At 65.1% G+C, this 17,859-nt stretch carries 17 protein-coding genes; 10 read left to right on the top strand and 7 right to left on the bottom strand.

Annotation, left to right across the window (positions count from 1 at the left end; all coding sequences use genetic code 11):
* Positions 1 to 73 precede the first annotated feature (73 nt).
* A complete protein-coding gene (locus B5J99_RS07630; protein WP_117352053.1) occupies positions 74 to 1,135 on the top strand; it encodes an AI-2E family transporter in 1,062 nt (353 codons plus the stop codon).
* A gap of 24 nt (positions 1,136 to 1,159) precedes the next feature.
* On the opposite strand, the gene B5J99_RS07635 is transcribed toward B5J99_RS07630, so the two are convergent.
* Positions 1,160 to 3,496, bottom strand: a complete 2,337-nt coding sequence (locus B5J99_RS07635; RefSeq protein WP_117352054.1) for a DNA translocase FtsK — start codon at positions 3,494 to 3,496, stop codon at positions 1,160 to 1,162.
* 139 nt (positions 3,497 to 3,635) lie between these two features.
* Between B5J99_RS07635 and B5J99_RS07640 the strand changes: the two genes are divergently transcribed.
* Entirely contained in the window at positions 3,636 to 4,868 is a 1,233-nt protein-coding gene (locus B5J99_RS07640; RefSeq protein WP_117352055.1) for an FAD-dependent monooxygenase, read from the top strand.
* A gap of 71 nt (positions 4,869 to 4,939) precedes the next feature.
* Here the strand turns inward: B5J99_RS07640 and B5J99_RS07645 are convergent, their stop codons facing one another.
* On the bottom strand, positions 4,940 to 5,581 hold the full coding sequence (locus tag B5J99_RS07645) for a TetR/AcrR family transcriptional regulator (protein WP_171900270.1): 642 nt from the start codon (positions 5,579 to 5,581) through the stop codon (positions 4,940 to 4,942).
* A gap of 197 nt (positions 5,582 to 5,778) precedes the next feature.
* Between B5J99_RS07645 and B5J99_RS07650 the strand changes: the two genes are divergently transcribed.
* Positions 5,779 to 8,145: a TonB-dependent receptor gene (locus B5J99_RS07650; RefSeq protein ID WP_117352056.1), complete on the top strand. Its 2,367-nt coding sequence runs from the start codon at positions 5,779 to 5,781 to the stop codon at positions 8,143 to 8,145.
* A 39-nt stretch (positions 8,146 to 8,184) separates the two neighbouring features.
* On the opposite strand, the gene B5J99_RS19855 is transcribed toward B5J99_RS07650, so the two are convergent.
* Complete coding sequence (locus B5J99_RS19855) at positions 8,185 to 9,105, bottom strand: ATP-binding cassette domain-containing protein (protein WP_245991790.1); 921 nt, start codon at positions 9,103 to 9,105, stop codon at positions 8,185 to 8,187.
* A gap of 101 nt (positions 9,106 to 9,206) precedes the next feature.
* Positions 9,207 to 9,749, bottom strand: a complete 543-nt coding sequence (locus B5J99_RS07660) for a dihydrofolate reductase family protein (RefSeq protein WP_117352058.1) — start codon at positions 9,747 to 9,749, stop codon at positions 9,207 to 9,209.
* Between the two features lie 158 nt (positions 9,750 to 9,907).
* Between B5J99_RS07660 and B5J99_RS07665 the strand changes: the two genes are divergently transcribed.
* From B5J99_RS07665 to B5J99_RS07675, 3 genes are all read left to right on the top strand, one after another.
* A complete protein-coding gene (locus B5J99_RS07665) occupies positions 9,908 to 10,249 on the top strand; it encodes a hypothetical protein (protein WP_162892499.1) in 342 nt (113 codons plus the stop codon).
* 28 nt (positions 10,250 to 10,277) lie between these two features.
* Entirely contained in the window at positions 10,278 to 10,538 is a 261-nt protein-coding gene (locus B5J99_RS07670; RefSeq protein WP_245991792.1) for a hypothetical protein, read from the top strand.
* Positions 10,539 to 10,628: 90 nt separating this feature from the next.
* Entirely contained in the window at positions 10,629 to 11,405 is a 777-nt protein-coding gene (locus tag B5J99_RS07675; RefSeq protein ID WP_117352060.1) for a MerR family transcriptional regulator, read from the top strand.
* A gap of 39 nt (positions 11,406 to 11,444) precedes the next feature.
* On the opposite strand, the gene B5J99_RS07680 is transcribed toward B5J99_RS07675, so the two are convergent.
* Positions 11,445 to 13,052: a phytoene desaturase family protein gene (locus tag B5J99_RS07680; protein ID WP_117352061.1), complete on the bottom strand. Its 1,608-nt coding sequence runs from the start codon at positions 13,050 to 13,052 to the stop codon at positions 11,445 to 11,447.
* A gap of 127 nt (positions 13,053 to 13,179) precedes the next feature.
* Here B5J99_RS07680 and B5J99_RS07685 point away from each other — a divergent pair, with 127 nt between their 5' ends.
* The 4 genes from B5J99_RS07685 to arsC all read left to right on the top strand — a co-directional run bounded on the left by B5J99_RS07685 (position 13,180) and on the right by arsC (position 16,274).
* The gene (locus B5J99_RS07685; RefSeq protein WP_054135416.1) at positions 13,180 to 13,443 is read left to right on the top strand and encodes a FeoA family protein; all 264 of its coding nucleotides are present in this window, start codon (positions 13,180 to 13,182) and stop codon (positions 13,441 to 13,443) included.
* The gene (gene feoB, locus B5J99_RS07690; protein WP_069051351.1) at positions 13,440 to 15,296 is read left to right on the top strand and encodes a ferrous iron transporter B; all 1,857 of its coding nucleotides are present in this window, start codon (positions 13,440 to 13,442) and stop codon (positions 15,294 to 15,296) included. The genes B5J99_RS07685 and feoB overlap by 4 nt, the downstream gene beginning before the upstream one ends.
* A 70-nt stretch (positions 15,297 to 15,366) precedes the next feature.
* The gene (gene ssb / locus B5J99_RS07695; protein WP_117352062.1) at positions 15,367 to 15,909 is read left to right on the top strand and encodes a single-stranded DNA-binding protein; all 543 of its coding nucleotides are present in this window, start codon (positions 15,367 to 15,369) and stop codon (positions 15,907 to 15,909) included.
* 17 nt (positions 15,910 to 15,926) lie between these two features.
* Complete coding sequence (gene arsC, locus B5J99_RS07700) at positions 15,927 to 16,274, top strand: arsenate reductase (glutaredoxin) (RefSeq protein WP_117352063.1); 348 nt, start codon at positions 15,927 to 15,929, stop codon at positions 16,272 to 16,274.
* Between the two features lie 61 nt (positions 16,275 to 16,335).
* Here the strand turns inward: arsC and B5J99_RS07705 are convergent, their stop codons facing one another.
* Positions 16,336 to 17,073 (bottom strand): acetoacetate decarboxylase family protein, encoded by a 738-nt coding sequence (locus tag B5J99_RS07705; RefSeq protein ID WP_117352064.1) that lies wholly within the window; start codon positions 17,071 to 17,073, stop codon positions 16,336 to 16,338.
* A gap of 13 nt (positions 17,074 to 17,086) precedes the next feature.
* Positions 17,087 to 17,842 carry an acetoacetate decarboxylase gene (locus tag B5J99_RS07710; RefSeq protein WP_117352065.1) on the bottom strand — a complete coding sequence of 252 codons (756 nt, stop codon included), beginning with the start codon at positions 17,840 to 17,842 and terminating at the stop codon, positions 17,087 to 17,089.
* Positions 17,843 to 17,859 lie beyond the last annotated feature (17 nt).

Raw genomic sequence — 17,859 nt, forward strand, 5'->3', positions numbered from 1 at the left:
CCCTCTCGACACCCACCAAATGCGCCACTGGCCTCAGGCCGGTGGCGTTCCACTGTTGTGAAAGACTGATTTAATGGAGCCTGCAGATCGTGACGGCCGGGATGGCGTGTGGGGAGCGGGCCGGGTCGCTGCCATAACGATGGTCGTCGTCGCCATTCTCGGGGTCGCCTGGCTGATCATCGAACTCGCTGGCTTCCTCATGATGGTGTTTGCGGCATTGGTGCTGGCCGCGGTGTTCTCGTCGATGGCGAGCCGGGTGTGCCGATATACCAAGATGAGCCGAGGGCCCGCGCTAGCCATTTCGGTGCTTCTGACGATCGGCGTGTTTGCCGGGGTCTTCACACTGTTCGGATCGCAGTTGACCAACGAGTTCGACACCATCCAGCAGAGCATCCCGCCTGCGATCGATCGCGTCGAGGCACAGCTCGACCAGTTCGGCCTGGGCAATTCCACCCGCGACATGATCCGCCAGGGAACCGGAGACATCTCCAGCATGGCCGCGCGTCTGGGCGGATTTGCCATGACCGCGACCAATGGGATCGCGAACTTCGTACTCGTGCTCGTAGGCGCGATCTTCATCGCCAGCGATCCGATGGTGTACCGGCGCGGCCTGTTGCTGTTGATGCCCGCTCGGGCGGAAGAGCCGGTTGCCGCGGCGTTGGATGATGCATCGCGCGGTCTGCGCGGCTGGATGGTCGGACAGGCGGTGTCGTCGCTGGTCGTGGCTGTCCTGACTGGCGTGGGGCTGTGGGTGCTGGGCGTTCCGGCTTCGGGCGGTCTCGGCGTGATCGCGGGCCTGCTCGACATCATTCCGATGGTCGGACCGATCATTGCGGGGGTTCCCGCGGTGCTGCTGGCGTTCACCGTCTCGCCGACGGCTGCGCTCTGGACGATCGGCTTGTTCTTGGTGGTCCAGCAGCTGCAGGGCAACTTCCTCCAGCCGATGATCCAGAAGCACGCGGTCGATGTTCCGCCCGCCGTGCTGCTGTTCGCAGTGGTCGCCGCAGGGCTGATCTTCGGCTTTCTGGGCGTGCTGCTATCCGCGCCGCTGACCGTTGTGGTCTATGTGATGGTCCAGCGCATCTACGTGAAGACGCTGCTCGGCAAGCCGATCAAGATCGCCGGGCGCGACTGATCGCGGTCGACCCGCTCTGCACAGTCAGAGCGGGTTGCCGTCCTTGTCGCGGAAGACTTCGCGGCGCCCAACGTGGTTGGGCGCGCTAATGAAACCGTCTTCTTCCATCCGCTCGACCAGCCGCGCGGCGCTGTTGTAGCCGATGCGCAACTGGCGCTGCAGCCAGCTGGTCGATGCCTTCTGGCTTTCGAACACGATCTGGCAGGCGCTGCGGTACATCTGTTCTTCGGGGGTATCGTCGAGGCTCGCACCATCGAGCGCGAAGCCGCCGTCCTCGGGCTCTTCGGTCACCGCCTGGATGTAGTCCGGCGCACCCTGCGAGCGCCAGTGATCGGCGACGCGGCGCACTTCCTCGTCGGACACGAACGGACCATGGACGCGCTCGACCTGTTTTCCGCCCGACATGTACAGCATGTCGCCCTTGCCCAGCAGCTGTTCGGCGCCCTGTTCACCCAGGATGGTGCGCGAATCGATCTTGCTGGTGACGTGGAAGCTGATCCGGGTGGGCAGGTTGGCCTTGATGACGCCGGTGATCACGTCGACCGAGGGTCGCTGGGTCGCCATGATCAGATGGATCCCCGCCGCACGCGCCTTCTGCGCGAGCCGCTGGATCAGGAACTCGACTTCCTTGCCCGCGGTCATCATCAGGTCGGCAAGCTCGTCGACGATCACCACGATCTGCGGCATCGGCTCGTAGTCGAGCTGCTTCTTCTCGTATTGCGGCTGGCCGCTAACGGGGTCCCAGCCGGTCTGAACTTCCTCGCCCAGCGGGATGCCCTTGGCCTTGGCGACGCGGATCTTGTCGTTGAAGTTGACCAGGCTGCGGACCTTGAGCTCGCTCATCATCCGGTAGCGCTCTTCCATCTGCTCGACCGCCCATTTGAGCGCGCGGATCGCCTTTTGCGGTTCGGTCACCACCGGCGAGAGCAGATGCGGGATGCCGTCATAGATCGACAGCTCGAGCATCTTGGGATCGATCATGATCAGCCGCAGCGTCTCGGGGGTCATCCGGTAAAGCAGCGACAGGATCATCGCATTGAGCCCGACCGACTTGCCCGATCCGGTGGTGCCGGCGATCAGCAGATGCGGCATCGGTGCGAGATCGGCGATGACGGGATCGCCCGAGATGTTCTTGCCCAGGATCACCGGAAGCTGGCCGGTGTTCTCGGCAAAATGGCTGGAGCCGATCATCTCGTGCAGCACCACGGCATCGCGGTGCTGGTTGGGAAGCTCGATGCCCAGCTCCTTGCGGCAGGGGATCGCCGCCACACGCGCCGAGCGCGCGGACATGTTGCGCGCGATATCGTCGGCAAGCTGGATGACGCGGTTGGCCTTGATGCCCGGCGCAGGGAGCAGTTCGTAGCGGGTGACGACCGGGCCGGGGCGCACCGCAGTGATCTCGCCCTTGACGTTGAAGTCGCTGAGCACCGTCTCGAGCAAGCGGGCATTGCGTTCGAGCGCGATCTTGTCGAGTGCGGGGCCGGTGCTGGTCGGTGGCGGGTCGAGCAGGTCGACAGAGGGCAGGTCATAAGGTCCGAAAAAGTCGCCCTGCTTGCTCTTGGGGCCAAGCTGCGCCTTGGCGGGCCGAAGCGAGGGCTCGGTGATCTCCGGCGGTGGACGGTTGTCGGGCACGGCCTCCTTGCGCGGGGCGGCGAGCGCCGGGCGTGGGGTTTCCATGGCATCGTCGGCTGCGTCCTCGTCGCCTTCCTCGATCACCGGGCCGATCGGCTTGCGGAACAGCGCTTCGGGCACGCTCACCTTGATCGGCGGCATGCGCAGCAGCCCGCGCTCGAGCCCCAGCGCCTTCCAGCCCAGCAAGGTGCCGGCAAACGCCAGCAGGCCCGCGGTGCCATAGACCGCCCAGGCGACGGCTGCAGGCGGCAGCAATCCACCCAAAGCCTGAATCCCGCGCGCGCCGACCAGACCGGTCAGGCCGCCAGGCCCGGCGGGGAAATGCTGCGCGGCCTCTCCGAAGAACACCGCCGATGCGACCGCTAGCATCACGATGCTGACCAGCGTGGCCAGCACTGCGCGCCGCCAATGGCCCAGCGGGCGGTTGATCCACATCCGATGCGCCTGGATGGCGGTGATCGGCAGGGCGAGCGCGCTGGCAGGGCCGGCGAGAAACAGCATGAAATCGGCGATCCAGGCGCCTGTCATCCCCATCCAGTTGTCCACCGGACCCCCGGCGGCGGTGTTGAACGACGGATCAGTCTGTTGATAGGTGATCAGCGAGACGGCGACGAATGCGGTGAGCGCAAACAAGGTCAGCGACAGGATCAGACTGCCGCTGCGCAACAGGCTCTGACGCATCAGGTCGCGCCAATCGGGCGCGTTTCTGGTGGCGGCGCGGCTGGCCATATCCTGTTCAACTCCGGCAATATGGTAAATGTCGTGCATTTTGCGCAGAGGACGGACTCCGCGTCAAGCAAGGACTTGAGCCGGACTCCGGACGGCAAAGCCCCTGTTCAGAGCGGATGTTGCGCCCTACATTGGCACCATGACCGATACCAACATTTCAGCGCAGCATAGCGACATCCTGATCATGGGCGCGGGGCCTGCTGGCCTTGCGCTTGCCCTGGCGCTGGTGCGCAGCGGCCTTTCCGTCAGGGTGATCGACCGGATCAGCCCGCAGACGCTGGCCGATCCGGGCTTTGACGGCCGGGCCTCGGCGCTCGCCAGCACCAGCTGGCAGATGCTGCAGAATCTCGGACTGGCCGATGGCCTGTGGCGCGATGCATGCCCGATCGATCGCATCGCGGTGAGCGACGGTCTGCGCAAGGGCGGGCTCGATTTCGATGCGGGCGCAGAGGGCATGGGGGTGATGCTTCCCAACAGCCTGTTGCGCGGAGCGCTGTTCGAGGCGGCCAGCGCCGATGACGATATCGATCTGGTGATGGGCGCAGAGGTCGCGATCCGCGCGGTCGATGCGCATCGTGCGACAATCACGCTCGCCGATGGCCGGGCGTTTTCGGCATCGCTGCTGGTGGGGGCAGAGGGCCGGATGTCGCCGACGCGCGACCTCGCCGGGATCACGCTGGTCCAGTGGTCCTATCGCCAGCGCGGCATCGTGACCGCGGTGACGCTGGAGAAATCGCACCAGAACACCGCGTTCGAGATCTTCTATCCCGATGGTCCGGTCGCGATCCTGCCGCTCAACGACGATGACGACGGCCGCGCGATGGCCTCGATTGTCTGGACGGTGCCCGAGGGCAAGGCCGATGCATGGGTGTCGCTGTCCGACCGCGCGTTCGGTGCCGCGCTCACCAAGATGAGCGGCGGTTTTCTGGGCGAAATCACCCCCGTGACGCCGCGCAGCAGCTGGCCGCTGACCTTGTGCCAGGCCAGTGCCATGGTCGCGCCGCGCATCGCGCTGGTCGGCGACAGCGCGCACATCATCCATCCGATCGCAGGGCAGGGGCTGAACCTTGGGCTTCGTGACGTCGCGGCGCTCGCGCAGGTGCTGGGGGAGGGCGCGCGGCTGGGGCTCGATCCGGGCGATCTGGCGCAGCTCAAGCGCTACCAGGACTGGCGGATGCTTGACAACGCGATGATGGCGGGCGCCACCGATGTGCTCAACCGGCTCTATGGCCTGCCGGGCAGCGCGCCTTCGCTGGTGCGGCGTCTGGGCATGCAGATTGTTGGGCGCACCGGCCTGATCCGCCGGTTCATCATCGACGAGGCGCGGGGATCAAGCGGCGATCTGCCCGAACTGCTGATGGCGAGCGACTGAGGCGAGCGTCGGCACCGTCATTGTCGCTTTCGCGGGAATGCCGGGTCAGGACGCAACCACCTTGATGACCTTCAAGGCTTCAGCCCGCGCGCTATGAAGTCGTTCGCCGCGCTGGCGATCGCGTCGGGGGCGAGGTCCTCGCTCCAGATGCCGTAGCGCAGGCCAAGGAACACGTTCATCCCCATCACCGCCCAGGCGTGGAGCTCGCTGACATCGTCGCGCAGTTCGCCGGTCTCGGCGCCAGCCTTCAGCCTTGCCAGAATGCGCGATGCGGTGACCTGATAGTGCGCGCGGTAGCTGTCTGAATCGACGAATTCGGCCTCGTCGATGATACGGTAGATTTCCTTGTGTTCGCGCGCGAATTCCAGAAAGCCCTTGAGCGCGGCGCGTTCGCGATCCAGCGCGCTCTTGGCCTCCTGCATCGCGGCGGCAGCGTGCACGCCGACCTGTGCCGACATGTCCTGCACCAGCGCGCGGAAGATTTCGTCCTTGGAATCGAAATAGGTGTAGAAACTGCCCAGCGCCGTGCCCGCGCGGCGGGTGATGCCGCTGATCGAGGCCTCGTGGAAACCGCGCTCGCCAAATTCGATCGCGGCTGCGTCGAGCAGCTTGCGCAGGGTCGCCCGGCCACGCGCAGTGCGGGGTGTCTTGCCCGGCCTTTCGGACGGGTCGCCCGCCTCGTCCCCGATTGGGTCAGGTGCCTGTGCCGCCATAATCCACTCCCACCGCCGCACATGATGCACTGATGCAACACTTCTGGCCGATCTCTCCGGCTTTGTCTCCCCCAAACGGATAAGAGTTGAAAGCTGGTTCAACTTTCACTAATGAACATTCACGCCTTGCGCAAGGCCGGTCAACAGATGAACCGGCGCACCGCGGGACTTCAGGTTTGGATGATGGAGGGAATATAATGTCATCGTTTCGGTTCACCCGCTTTGCCGCCGCGCGCGCCTCGCTGACGCTGGGTGTTGCAGCAGCCGCGCTGACCGCGCTTCCCGCCATGGCCCAGGCGCAGGACGCGCAGGAAGAGGCCGCCACGACCTCGGCCGATGGCTCCGTGATCGTCGTGACCGCGCGGCGCCGTGCAGAAAACCTGCAGGATGTGCCGATCGCGATCAGCGCCTTTTCCGCCGAGCGGCTGGAAAACCAGGGCGCGCTCGACATCACCGACATTTCGCAGATCACCCCCAACACCACGCTGGAAAACTCGCGCGGCACCAACTCGACCCTCACCGCGTTCATCCGCGGCGTGGGCCAGCAGGATCCGGTGCCCGGTTTCGAGGCGGGCGTCGGCATCTATCTCGATGATGTCTATCTCAACCGCCCGCAGGCTGCGGTGCTCGATATCTACGAGGTAGAGCGGATCGAAGTCCTGCGCGGACCGCAGGGCACGCTTTATGGTCGCAACACCATCGGCGGCGCGGTCAAGTACGTCACCAAGATGCTGCCGCAGGAGTTCAGCCTTAAGGTGCGCGGCACCTACGGCACCTATGACCAGGCCGATGGCGTGGTCACCGTGTCGGCTCCGATCGGCGATATCGTCCGCGTCGGCGGCACCTTCGCGCGGCTGTCGCGCGGCGGCTTTGGCGACAACCTCAACATCCGCGGGCTCGAGAACTACAACCGCGATGTCTATGCAGGCCGCGGCACGCTGGAAATCGGCGGTTATGGCGCGCCGATCATGATCCGCATCTCGGGCGACTATACCCGCGACAAGTCCGATCCGCGCAACGGCCACCGCCTCATCCCCGGCATCCGCAGCGGAACCCCGGTGCTGCGCGATGTCTACGACACCCGCGCCGGCCTCAACGCGCCCAAGCAGGACATCGAGGCTTACGGCCTGGCGATGAACATCTCCGCAGAACTGACCAACACGCTGACCTTCCGGTCGATCAGCGCCTGGCGCAAGGATGACAGCTTCACCCCGATCGATTTCGACGCGCTGCCCGCGATCGATGTCGATGTGCCTGCGCTGTATCGCAACGAGCAGATCAGCCAGGAATTCCAGCTGCTGTATGAAGGCAGCCGCCTCAAGGGCCTGGTCGGCTTCTATTATCTCGATGCCAAGGCTTCGACCGCGTTCGATGTGCTGCTGTTCACCACGGTCGCCAACCTCAACGCCTTCACCGCCGGCGACGTGCGCACCGATACCTGGTCGGTGTTCGGCGATTTCACCTATGATTTCACCGATCAATTGTCGCTGTCCCTGGGCGGCCGCTACACCGTCGACAAGCGCAACTCGACCATCCTGCGTCAGACCAAGTTGGGCCGCTCTGCCGAGTTCGGCGGCACCCCGCTGGTGCTCGCCACCACCTCGAACTTCAACGGCCAGGCGCGCTTTACCGATTTCAACCCGCGCGCGTCGTTGAGCTTCAAGCCCAACAGCGATCATCTGCTGTTCGCCAGTTACTCGCAGGGCTTCAAGGGCGGCGGCTTCGATCCGCGCGGCCTTTCGACCGCCGCGCCAGACACCAACCGCGATGGCGTGCGCAGCCAGCAGGAAATCTTCGACTTCCTGAGCTTCGAGCCTGAGACGGTGGACAGCTATGAACTTGGCTGGAAGGGTAGCTTTGCCGACAATGCGATCAACATCGCGCTGACCGGCTTCTACGCCGACTATACCAATGTGCAGGTGCCCGGGTCCGCAGGCTTCGATTCGAACGGCGACGGCACCAACGACACCTTCATCGGTGTCACCACCAACGCCGGCAAGGCCGAGTTCAAGGGCCTGGAATTCGAGAGCAACGCCGTGTTCGCCCGCGACTTTGCCGGCGACGGTTCGTTCCTGAGCTTCAATGGCACGCTGGGTTACATCGATGGCGAATACAAGCGCTTCATTGATGCGCGCAACATCGACGTCGCCAATTTGCGCCGCATCCAGAACACCCCCAAATGGACCGCATCGGGCACCTTCACCGGCGCCTTTCCGGCCTTCTCGGGGATGATCACCGCGTCGACCACGGTCAGCTATCGCAGCAAGACCTTCCAGTTCGAGACGCCCAGCCCGTTCCTCGACCAGAAGGGCTATGCGCTTTGGGATGCCGCGCTGATCTGGCGCGATGATGCCGACCGGTTCAGCTTCGGCCTCAACGCCAAGAACATCCTGAACAAGCAGTACATCACCTCGGGCTACCAGTTCCTCGCGACCGCGCCCGACGGTACGCCGACGCGTAATGCGGCGGGCAATTTCATCCCGACGCTGGGCACCGAGGGCGTTGCGACGGCCTTCTACGGCAACCCGCGCCAGGTATTCGTCACCGGCACGGTCAAGTTCTGACCCGCTGACCCTTTGCAAGGGGGGTGGTGGTCGCAGGCGTCAGCTTGCGGCCACCAGCCTTTGGGTCATCGCCGCCTGCGGGGCAGCGATCAGCTCCACAATCGGGCTCGCCTCCACGATCCGCCCGGCATCGAGCACCAGCGCACGGTGGCAGAACTGCGCCGCCAGCGCGAGATCATGGGTGATCACCAGCATCGCGATGTGCTGCTCGCGCTGCAGCCGCTTGAGCAGCTTGACGATCTGCGCGCCCACCAGCGGGTCGAGCGCGCTCGTCGCCTCGTCCAGCACCAGCATCTGCGGCTCTGCCACCAGCGCGCGGGCGATCGCGACCCGCTGCGCCTGACCGCCCGAGAGCGCCATCGGCGTGGCATCGGCCAGTGCCGCCGCGAGGCCTGCACGCGCCAGCTTGGCGATCGCTCCTGCGACCGGCAGCGCCAGCGCGATCACCGGCATCACCCAGAATTGCGGCGCGCTCAGCAGACTGTCGCCCAGCCCGCCGACCGGCAGCAGCCCCAGCCACAGCCCGAAGATCAGCGCCAGCAACGGCCCCGTGACGAAGCTGGGCAGGGCGGTGACGATCGTGGCAGCGAGCATCAGCGCCTCATCCGCCCAGCCACCGGGCTGCAGCGCGGCGACCGTCCCTGCGGCCAGCCCGAGCGCCAGCGCGAGGATGATCGCAAGACCGCCCAGGGTGAGCGACACCGGCAGGCTGTCGGCGATCAACTGGGTCACGGAGAAATCGCGATAGACCAGGCTCGGCCCGTAATCGCCGGTGAGCGTGCGCTTCAGGTACAGCGCGAACTGCTCGCCCATCGGCAGGTTCAGCCCATAAGCCGCCTCCAGCGCCGCGCGCGTCTCGGGCGCCAGCGGCCGCTCGCCATCGAACGGCCCCCCCGGCGCAAACCGCATCAGCGTGAACGACGCGATGAGGACCAGCAGCAAAGTGGGGATTGCGGTCAACAGCCGACGAAGGATCAAGGCACGCATCGGGTGCGACAATGGCGGATCGGCTGCGCGGCGTCATGCGGAAAATGGGGCGAACCGGGTGCGTGGAAGCGGCGTCAGCCTGACCGCAGCGTGTAGACAAGGTGCTGCAATCCTGTGGGGGTCGTCTGCGCAGAAATCAGGTCGAGCTGGATCGCCTCGGCAGCCGTGGACACCAGTCGCCGTCCGCAACCTGCCATCGCAGGAACGAGCACGAAATGCAGCTCGTCCATCAGTCGTGCATGGATCAGCGACTCGATCAGCGCGATGCCATGTACCCCGATGGTACCGCCATCGGTGGCCTTGAGGGAGGCGACCTCGGTTGCCACGTCGCCTGCCAGCAGCGACGAGCCCTGCCATTCGGTCGATGTCAGTGTGCCGGACACCACCAGCTTGGGCACCGTGTTGATGAAGCCCGAAAACGGCTGGATGTCGGAGGCCGGCCAGAACGCGAACCATTCCTCGTACATCTTTCGGCCCATCAGCACCAGGTCCTGCCCGGCGATCGACTGCGCGATCAGCGGCGAAAAGTCCTGATACAGCTCGGGCCGGACAAAAGTGTCGGGCGCCTCGACCACGCCGTCGAGCGAGATGAACAGGAACGACGCAAGTTTCCGCATGGTTTACCTCGCTATGTCGGGCGCGATCATGACTCATGGGGCGGGGCACGTCATGCGGAAAGTCGGGAGGAGGTGCCTTCTACACTACGAGCGTCGTGTGAATCCTTTGCAGGGGGTCACTGCGAATGGTAAAGTACCGCCAGATTTGGAGACACATAATGCTGCCTGTTATGTTAACTCTCGTCGTCGTGATTGTATTGGTTTCGATGTCGATGCTTGCGAACAGAAAGTTTCGTGCCGTTGATCGGTTGCCGATGCAGTGGTCCAATCGGGGCGAAGTGAACTGGACTGCGCCCCGCGTCGCCGCGTTGGCTGTCATGCCGGTCTTGGGAACGCTGGTATTATGTGCGGCCAGCTTGTCCTCTATCTTCGTCGATCCACGCCCCGGTCAGGAAAACATGGTCATCCCGGCCATGCTGGTCATGGCGCTGGTAGCGATCGGCATTCATCATTTGCATATCACCTTGATCGCCAGATATCTGGGGAAGGCAGGCGATTGAGGTGGGTGCGCGTGCGATAACGCAGATATTGCCAGCACTTCCGCTGTCCAGCATCGACAAGGTCACCTTCTACAAGCGCGACGAGGTCGCAACCGACCTCATCTGCTGCGAGGTGGTGACCGGCAAAAGGCTCTGGAACTTTCACGAGGAAATGCCGGACTGGGGCGAGCTGATCGCCCATCTGGGCGGCCTGCGGGGCTTTCGGTCGGACTGGTTCGCAGAGGTTCTGCAACCTCCCTTTGCGCTGCGCGAGACGGTGGCGTTCGAGCGCTCGGTTGGGGCAGGATAGCCAACCCCTCTCCCCTCCCGCAAGCGGTAGGGGGGAGGACTGAAAAATTCCCCTTGAAGCTGACGTAACGTCAAGTGGCATAAGCCGCTTATGACTGATTCGCTCGACATTGCCGCCGTCACCCGGCTCACCGGTCTCACCGCCCGCGCGCTGCGTTTTTACGAGGCGCGGGGGTTGGTGGAGCCGTTGCGCACTGCGTCTGGGCGGCGGCATTATGATGCGGCGGCGCTGGAGCGGCTGAACCTCATCCTGTCGCTCAAGAAGGCGGGGCTGACTCTGGCGCAGATCCAGCGGCTGACCGCCAACCGGCGGATCGATCTTCACGGGCTGATCACCGCACAGCTCGACCATCTCGAGGCGCAGGCGCGGCGCATATCCGATGCGCAGGCACTTCTCGTTTCCGTCAAGTCACGCATCGATCGCGGCGAGCCCATCGATGCAGAGACCTTCTGCTCGCTGATCCGACACGAACAACAGGACACGACAACCATGTCACAAGACCAATGGAAGGCGGTGACCGACCGCTATTTCACCCCCGAAGAGCAGGCCGAATGGGCCGAGAAGATGGGCGCAATGACGCCCGGTTTCGATAACGAGGCCTATGCCGCGCAATGGAAGGATCTGGGCGACGCGATCAAGGCCGCGCTGCCGATGGACCCTGCCAGCGAGGCCGCAGCGGGCTTTGTCGCGCGCTGGTTCGAATTGCTCAAACCCTTCACCCAGGTTGCGAGCCCGGCGATGATGCAGGGCACGATGAAGATGTACGACGACATGCCCAACTGGCCGGTTCAGGCCGATCCCGGCTTCGATAGCGAGGTGTGGGCATTCATCAAATTGGCCTCTGCGGCGCGGCTGGCGAAGGGGTAACACAGGCCTCTCCCCTCCCGCGGGCGGGAGGGGAGAGGGTCACCCCCGCCGCCATCTCTTGTCCGCCAGCACCACCTTTGCCGCATTGTGCCCCGGCGCGCCGGTGACGCCGCCGCCGGGGTGCGTGCCCGATCCGCACATGTACAGCCCCTTCAATGGCCCGCGATAATCAGCATGGCCCAGCACCGGGCGCGCGGCCCAGAGTTGGTCGAGGCTCATCCGGCCATGGAAGATGTCGCCGCCGATCAGGCCGAAGGTGCGCTCCAGACCTTTGGGGCTGAGCACCTGCTTGCCCAGGATCGAAGCGCGAAAGCCAGGCGCGTGCGCCTCGACCGTATCGATGATCGTGCCCGCAGCCGCCGCTTCCTGCTCGGGCGTCCAGTCGAGCTTGGGGTCGAATTGCTGGCAGAACAGGCTCGCGACATGATGCCCCGCGGGCGCTAGACTGTCGTCGACGAGCGAGGGGATCAGCATCTCGACGATCGGTTCGCGCGACCAGCCGTGCGCCTTGGCATCGCTGAACGCGCGGTCCATGTAATCGAGGCTGGGCGCGATGACGATGCCTGCGCGCAGATGCTCGCCCCAAGGGTTTTCGGCCCCGGGCAGACATGTGAAATCGGGCAGCCGGTCGAGCGCGACGTTCATCCGGAAGCTGCCCGATCCGCAAACGTAGCCATCGATCCGCCGCGCGAAATCTTGCGGAAGTGCGGCGCGCGGCACCATCTTCCCATAGAGCAGTTTCGGCCCGACATTGGCGATGATGCGTTGGCTCCGCAGTTCCTCGCCGCTTGCCAGCCGCACTCCGGTGGCGCGATCGCCCTCGACCAGCACCTTTTCGACCGGGCTGTTCAAGCTGATCTCGACGCCTTGCTCGGCGCAGGCCTCGGCCATCATCCGGGTAATGCTGCCCATCCCGCCGATGACATGCCCCCAGCTGCCCTTGTGGCCGTTGACCTCGCCGAACACGTGGTGGAGCAATACATAGGCAGAGCCCGGCGTGTCGGGGCTGGCATAGTTGCCGACAACCGCGTCGAAGCCGAACGCCGCCTGTACAGCCGCGCTCTCGAACCAGGGGGTGAGGAACTCGCGCGCGGACTTGGTGAACAGGTCGAGCACGTCACGCTGGACCTCGCGCGGCAGCCGGGAAAGCAGCCGCCCGGTGGTCAGCGCATCGACCAGCCAGGCGACGCCGCCGCCGACATTGGGCGGCGGACGCAGCGCAAGCTCGCGCAGCACATCGGCGACGCGTTCGAGCATCGCGTAATAGCCCGGTAGCGCCTCGGCGTCCTTGCGCGAGAAGCGCGCGAACGCGGCTTGCGTGCGCTCCAGCCCGCCGCCGAGGATCAGATGATCGCCCTGCGCAAGCGGCAGGAAGTTCGACACCGGGCGCTCGATGACGCGATACCCGCGTCCGACCAGACCCATGTCGGCGATGACCTTGGGCTGGAGCAGGCTCACCGTGTAGCTGGCCACCGAATTGCGGAATCCGGGGTGAAATTCCTCGGTCACCGCCGCGCCGCCGATCACATTGCGCGCTTCGACGATCCGCACGGACAGGCCTGCGCGCGCCAGATAGAAGGCGCAGGTCAGGCCGTTATGGCCACCGCCGATGATGATCGCGTCCGGTGATGCGTGCGCCCTGCCCATGCTGCTGGACTAGCCCAGCACCCCCGCCGCGCCAAGCCCGCACGGGTGCACCGGGGCGGGTGACGCTGTCACAAGAAATCGCTGGCGCGCACGCGCGGATATTGATAGCGGTTCGCAACACCAGACCATGCTTCTTGACCAGCTCCCCACCGGCCAGCGTGCGGAAATTTCCGCGATCGACTGGAGCGTCCTGCCTGCAGACGAAGGCAAGCGGCTGCGCGCGCTGGGCGTCGACGAAGGCGCGAGCGTCACCATCCGCCATCGCGGCATCTTCTTCGGGCGCGATCCGATCGCGCTCAGCATCGGCCGGATGACGGTGGCGATCCGCCGCGTCCATGCCCGCGCCATCACGCTGCGCGCGCCCGACGCCGCGCCAGAGACCATCGCATGACCGTGCATCAGCCGCTGATCGCGCTGGTCGGCAACCCCAATGCAGGCAAGAGCGCGCTGTTCAATGCGCTAACCGGCGCGCGGCAGAAGATCGCGAACTATCCTGGCGTCACCGTCGAGCGCAAATCGGGCCGCTTTACTTTTGCCGATGGCCGTCCGGGTGAGCTCATCGATCTTCCCGGCAGCTACAGCCTCGATCCGACCAGCCCCGACGAGGCGGTGACCCGCGATGTGGTGATGGGCCGCCAGACGGGCGAGCGTCGGCCTGAGGCGCTGATCATCGTGCTCGATTCGGCCAATCTCGACCAGCATCTGGTGTTCGCGCTCGAGTTGCTGGCTTTGGGCCTGCCCACGGTGGTCGCGCTGAACATGGTGGATCTTGCCGAACGTGACGGGCTGACGCTCGATGCCGCGCGGCTGGCTGCGGACCTCGGCGTGCCGGTGATCCCCACGGTCGCGGTGCGGCGCAGGGGGCTGGCAGAACTCGCCGCCGCGCTCGATGCCGTGATCCTCGCCAAGCAGGGGCCGCACGCGCCGCTGGGCGAGCCGGACATGCGCGCGCGGCGCAGGCGAGCCGAGCACATCGCCAACAGCGCGATCGTTTCGCAGACCGACAGCCGCCGCTGGACCGACCGCGCCGATGGCGTGCTGCTCCACCCTTTTGCCGGGCCGATCATCCTGTTTGCGCTGCTGTTCATCATCTTCCAGGCGGTGTTCAGCTGGGCAACGCCGTTCGCCGATGCGCTGGAGGCGGGTGCTGCGGCGCTGGGCGAACTCGCGACCGCGACGATCCCGGAAGGCTTCTTCCGCTCGATGGTGGTCGATGGCGTCATCGCGGGCGTCGGCTCGGTGGTCGTCTTCCTACCGCAGATCATCATCCTGTTCTTTTTCATCCTGCTGATGGAGGCGACCGGATACATGGCGCGCGCTGCGTTCATCATGGACCGGATGATGGCGGGGGTCGGCCTGTCGGGACGCTCGTTCATTCCGCTGCTATCATCGTTCGCCTGCGCGATTCCGGGCATCATGGCGACGCGCAGCATCTCGGACGAGAAGGACCGGCTGACCACCATCCTGATCGCGCCGCTGATGACCTGCTCGGCGCGGCTGCCGGTCTATACCGTGATCATCGCCGCGTTCATCCCCTCCACCGCGATCGGCCCGGGGATAGGGATGCAGGGGCTGGTGCTGTTCGGGCTCTATGTCTTCGGCATCATCGGCGCGATGGTGGTCGCTCTGGTGCTGCGCTCGACCGTCGCCAAGGGCGGGGCGAGCGGCTTCCTGATGGAGATGCCCAAATACCAGCTGCCGCGGCTGCGCGATCTGGCATTGGGGCTGTGGCAGCGCGCTGCGCTGTTCCTGCGGCGGGCAGGCACGATCATCTTTGCGGTGACCATCGGCCTGTGGCTGCTGCTCACCTATCCGCAGGTGCCCGAAGGCAGCAGTATGAGCCAATCTGAATATTCGGCTGCGGGACGGATTGCAGGCCTGCTCGAGCCGGTGGTCGCGCCGATCGGGTTCAGCCGCGACATCGCGCTGGCGCTGATCCCGGCGATGGCGGCGCGCGAGGTTGCCGTCTCGGCGCTGGCGACGACCTATGCGATCGACGCGCCCGACGAGGAAACCGCAGCGCTCGCGCTGGGCGAGCGGCTCGCGGGACGCTGGTCTTTGCCCACCGCGCTCGCGTTCCTCGCCTGGTTCGTGTTCGCGCCGCAGTGCATATCAACCATCGCGGTGACCAAGCGCGAGACCAATGGCTGGAAATGGCCGATGTTCATGCTCGCCTATCTGTTCGGCCTGGCATGGGTCGCGGCAGGGATTACCTTCTGGACCGCGACGGCTTTAGGGCTATAAACGCGACAACAGACCGGAGCGAATTTCTGCCCGGTCATCCACCACAGCACACAATATCCGGGGAAAGCATATGTCGGGCAGCGTCAACAAGGTCATTCTGATCGGCAATCTGGGTGCCGATCCGGAAGTCCGCAGCTTCCAGAATGGTGGCAAGGTCGCCAATCTGCGGCTGGCCACCACCGAAAACTGGAAGGACCGCAACACCGGCGAAAAGCAGGAGCGGACCGACTGGCACACTGTCGCGATCTTCGGCGAAGGCCTGGTCGGCGTCGCCGAACGCTTCCTGCGCAAGGGAAGCAAGATCTATGTCGAAGGCCAGCTGCGCACCCGCAAATGGGCCGACAAGGACGGCAACGACCGCTACACCACCGAAGTCGTGCTGCAGGGCCCTGGCGCTGTGATGACCATGCTCGACGGCAAGCCCGGCGGCGGCGGTGGCGGCATGGGTGGCGGCGGCGGTGATTACGGCGGCGGTGGCGGCGCTCGCAGCAGCGGCGGCGGCTCGTCGGGCGGTGGCTCGGGTGGGGCGCGCGGCTTCAACGATGGCGGTTCTTCGAGCGGCTGGGGCGGCGGCGGCTTCGACGACGATCTCAACGACGACGTGCCGTTCTGATCCTGCGGAAACAGGCGATGCAGTTCACCGTCTATCACAACCCGAAATGCGGCACCTCGCGCAACGTTCTGGCGGCCATCCGCGAGGCGGGGCACGAGCCGCAGGTTGTCGAATATCTCAAGACCCCGCCTTCGCGCGATACGCTGGAAAGCCTGATCGCGCAGGCGGGTGAGGGCGCGCGTGGCCTGCTGCGCGCCAAGGAGCCACTGGCCAAGGAGCTGGGACTCGATGATGCCGGCGTTACCGACGCGCAGATTGTCGATGCGATGATGGCGCACCCGATCCTGATCAACCGCCCGATCGTGGTGACACCTAATGCAGTCAAGCTCTGCCGGCCCAGCGAGACGGTGGCCGAGCTGCTCTGAGCGCGAAAACCCCGGCGGGCTCAAGCCGCGCCGGGGTCAGGAGTGTTCGTTTGGGCGCCCGTCAGGTCAAATAATCGTGCAGCACGCGACCATAAGGCAGCGTCATGTCGGTCACCAGATGCAGGCCGCCGGTGTGTTCGAGCACCGGCAGGTCGGCGAGCGGGCAGTTGACCGAATCGATCAGCTCGACCCGCGCCCGCCCGGTCCACGCGCCATTCACCACCACATCGGCAAAGGTGATGCCGACAAGCTGCGCGATTGCGGGCGATCCGTCGATGTCGGGGATCAGCTTGAGCGTCACCTGCGTGCGCTTGAGCAGCGCCTCGATTGCTGCCGGATCGGTCGGGCTGCCGTGCTTGTACACCATCGTCCCGCTGGCGACGGTCTGCCCGGCATAGGTCAGCACTCCGGTCAGCGTGTCGCCCACGGTATCCAGCTTGGCGATGCCGTACTTCATCGGATAGCCCCAGATCTCGCGACCGCCCGCGAGCGGCGGGCAGTTGTCGACGTACATCTGGGTGAGGAAGGTGCACCTCTCGCCGCCCAGCGCGCAGGGGATCGCCTGCGCCACCGCCGAATAGGCGCCGAAGCCCTCGCCATCGGGCAGGTCGAGCCATTGCACCGAGACGACATCGCCATCGGGTTCGAGTGGCTCGGGCAGCATCTGGCGGATCATCGCCGGATCGGTCCGGTAGTTGATGATCATGTACTGGCGTTCGAAGAACTTGTACGGGCCCACCGGATAGGTCGGGCTCTGCAGCGGCATGGAGCTGAGCTTCAGCACATCCTGCTTGTTCATGTCCTGTCCCCCCTCAGCCTTCGGCGTCTTTGATGTAATCGAACAGCACCCGGCCGTGCGGCAGAGTGAGATCGCTGATGAAGTGCTTTCCGCCGACGATGCGCAGGATCGGCAGGTCCGCCACCGGCGCGTTGACATGCGGGATCAGCTGCAGCCGCGCTGGGCTGACCCAGCTGCCCTTCACCGTGACGTCCTCCAGATTATAGGCGACCAGCTGGCAGATCTTGGGGCTGCCATCGACATCGGGGATGATCTTGAGGTTGCACGATGTCTTGGTCATCGATTTGGCCTGCGCCTCGCAGCCGCCGGGGCTCTCCTGCCACTTGTACGCCATCGTTCCCATCGCCACCGTTTGGCCCGCATAAGAGAGCGTGCCGGTCAGCGTGTCCGACGCGACGATCAGCTTTGGGAGAGCGTATTTCTTGGGAAAGCCCCATATCTCGCGGCCTGCGCTGATCGGCGGCTCGTCGTCGAGATACATCTGCGCAGTGTAGTTGATCGGCTCCCCCTGATAGGTGCAGGGGATGACGATACCGCTTTCGGTATAGTCGCCGAACCCCGAGCTGTCGGGCATGCGGATCCATTCGTAGAGCACCAGATTGTCGGCATTGGGCTCGAGCGGCTCGGGCACCGCGGCGCGCAGTGCAACCGGGTCGGTCTCGTAGGTCACGATCATGAATTCGCGGTTTATGAAGCGGTACGGGCCGAGCGGATAGCTGGGCGCTGCGGCGGGCATGGAAGGCAGTTTCAGGATGTCTTCAGGCGTCATGGTCAGGAACCCCCGTT

Origin of the sequence: Blastomonas fulva, from assembly GCF_003431825.1 — a bacterium.
GTDB classification, from domain to species: Bacteria; Pseudomonadota; Alphaproteobacteria; order Sphingomonadales; family Sphingomonadaceae; genus Blastomonas; species Blastomonas fulva.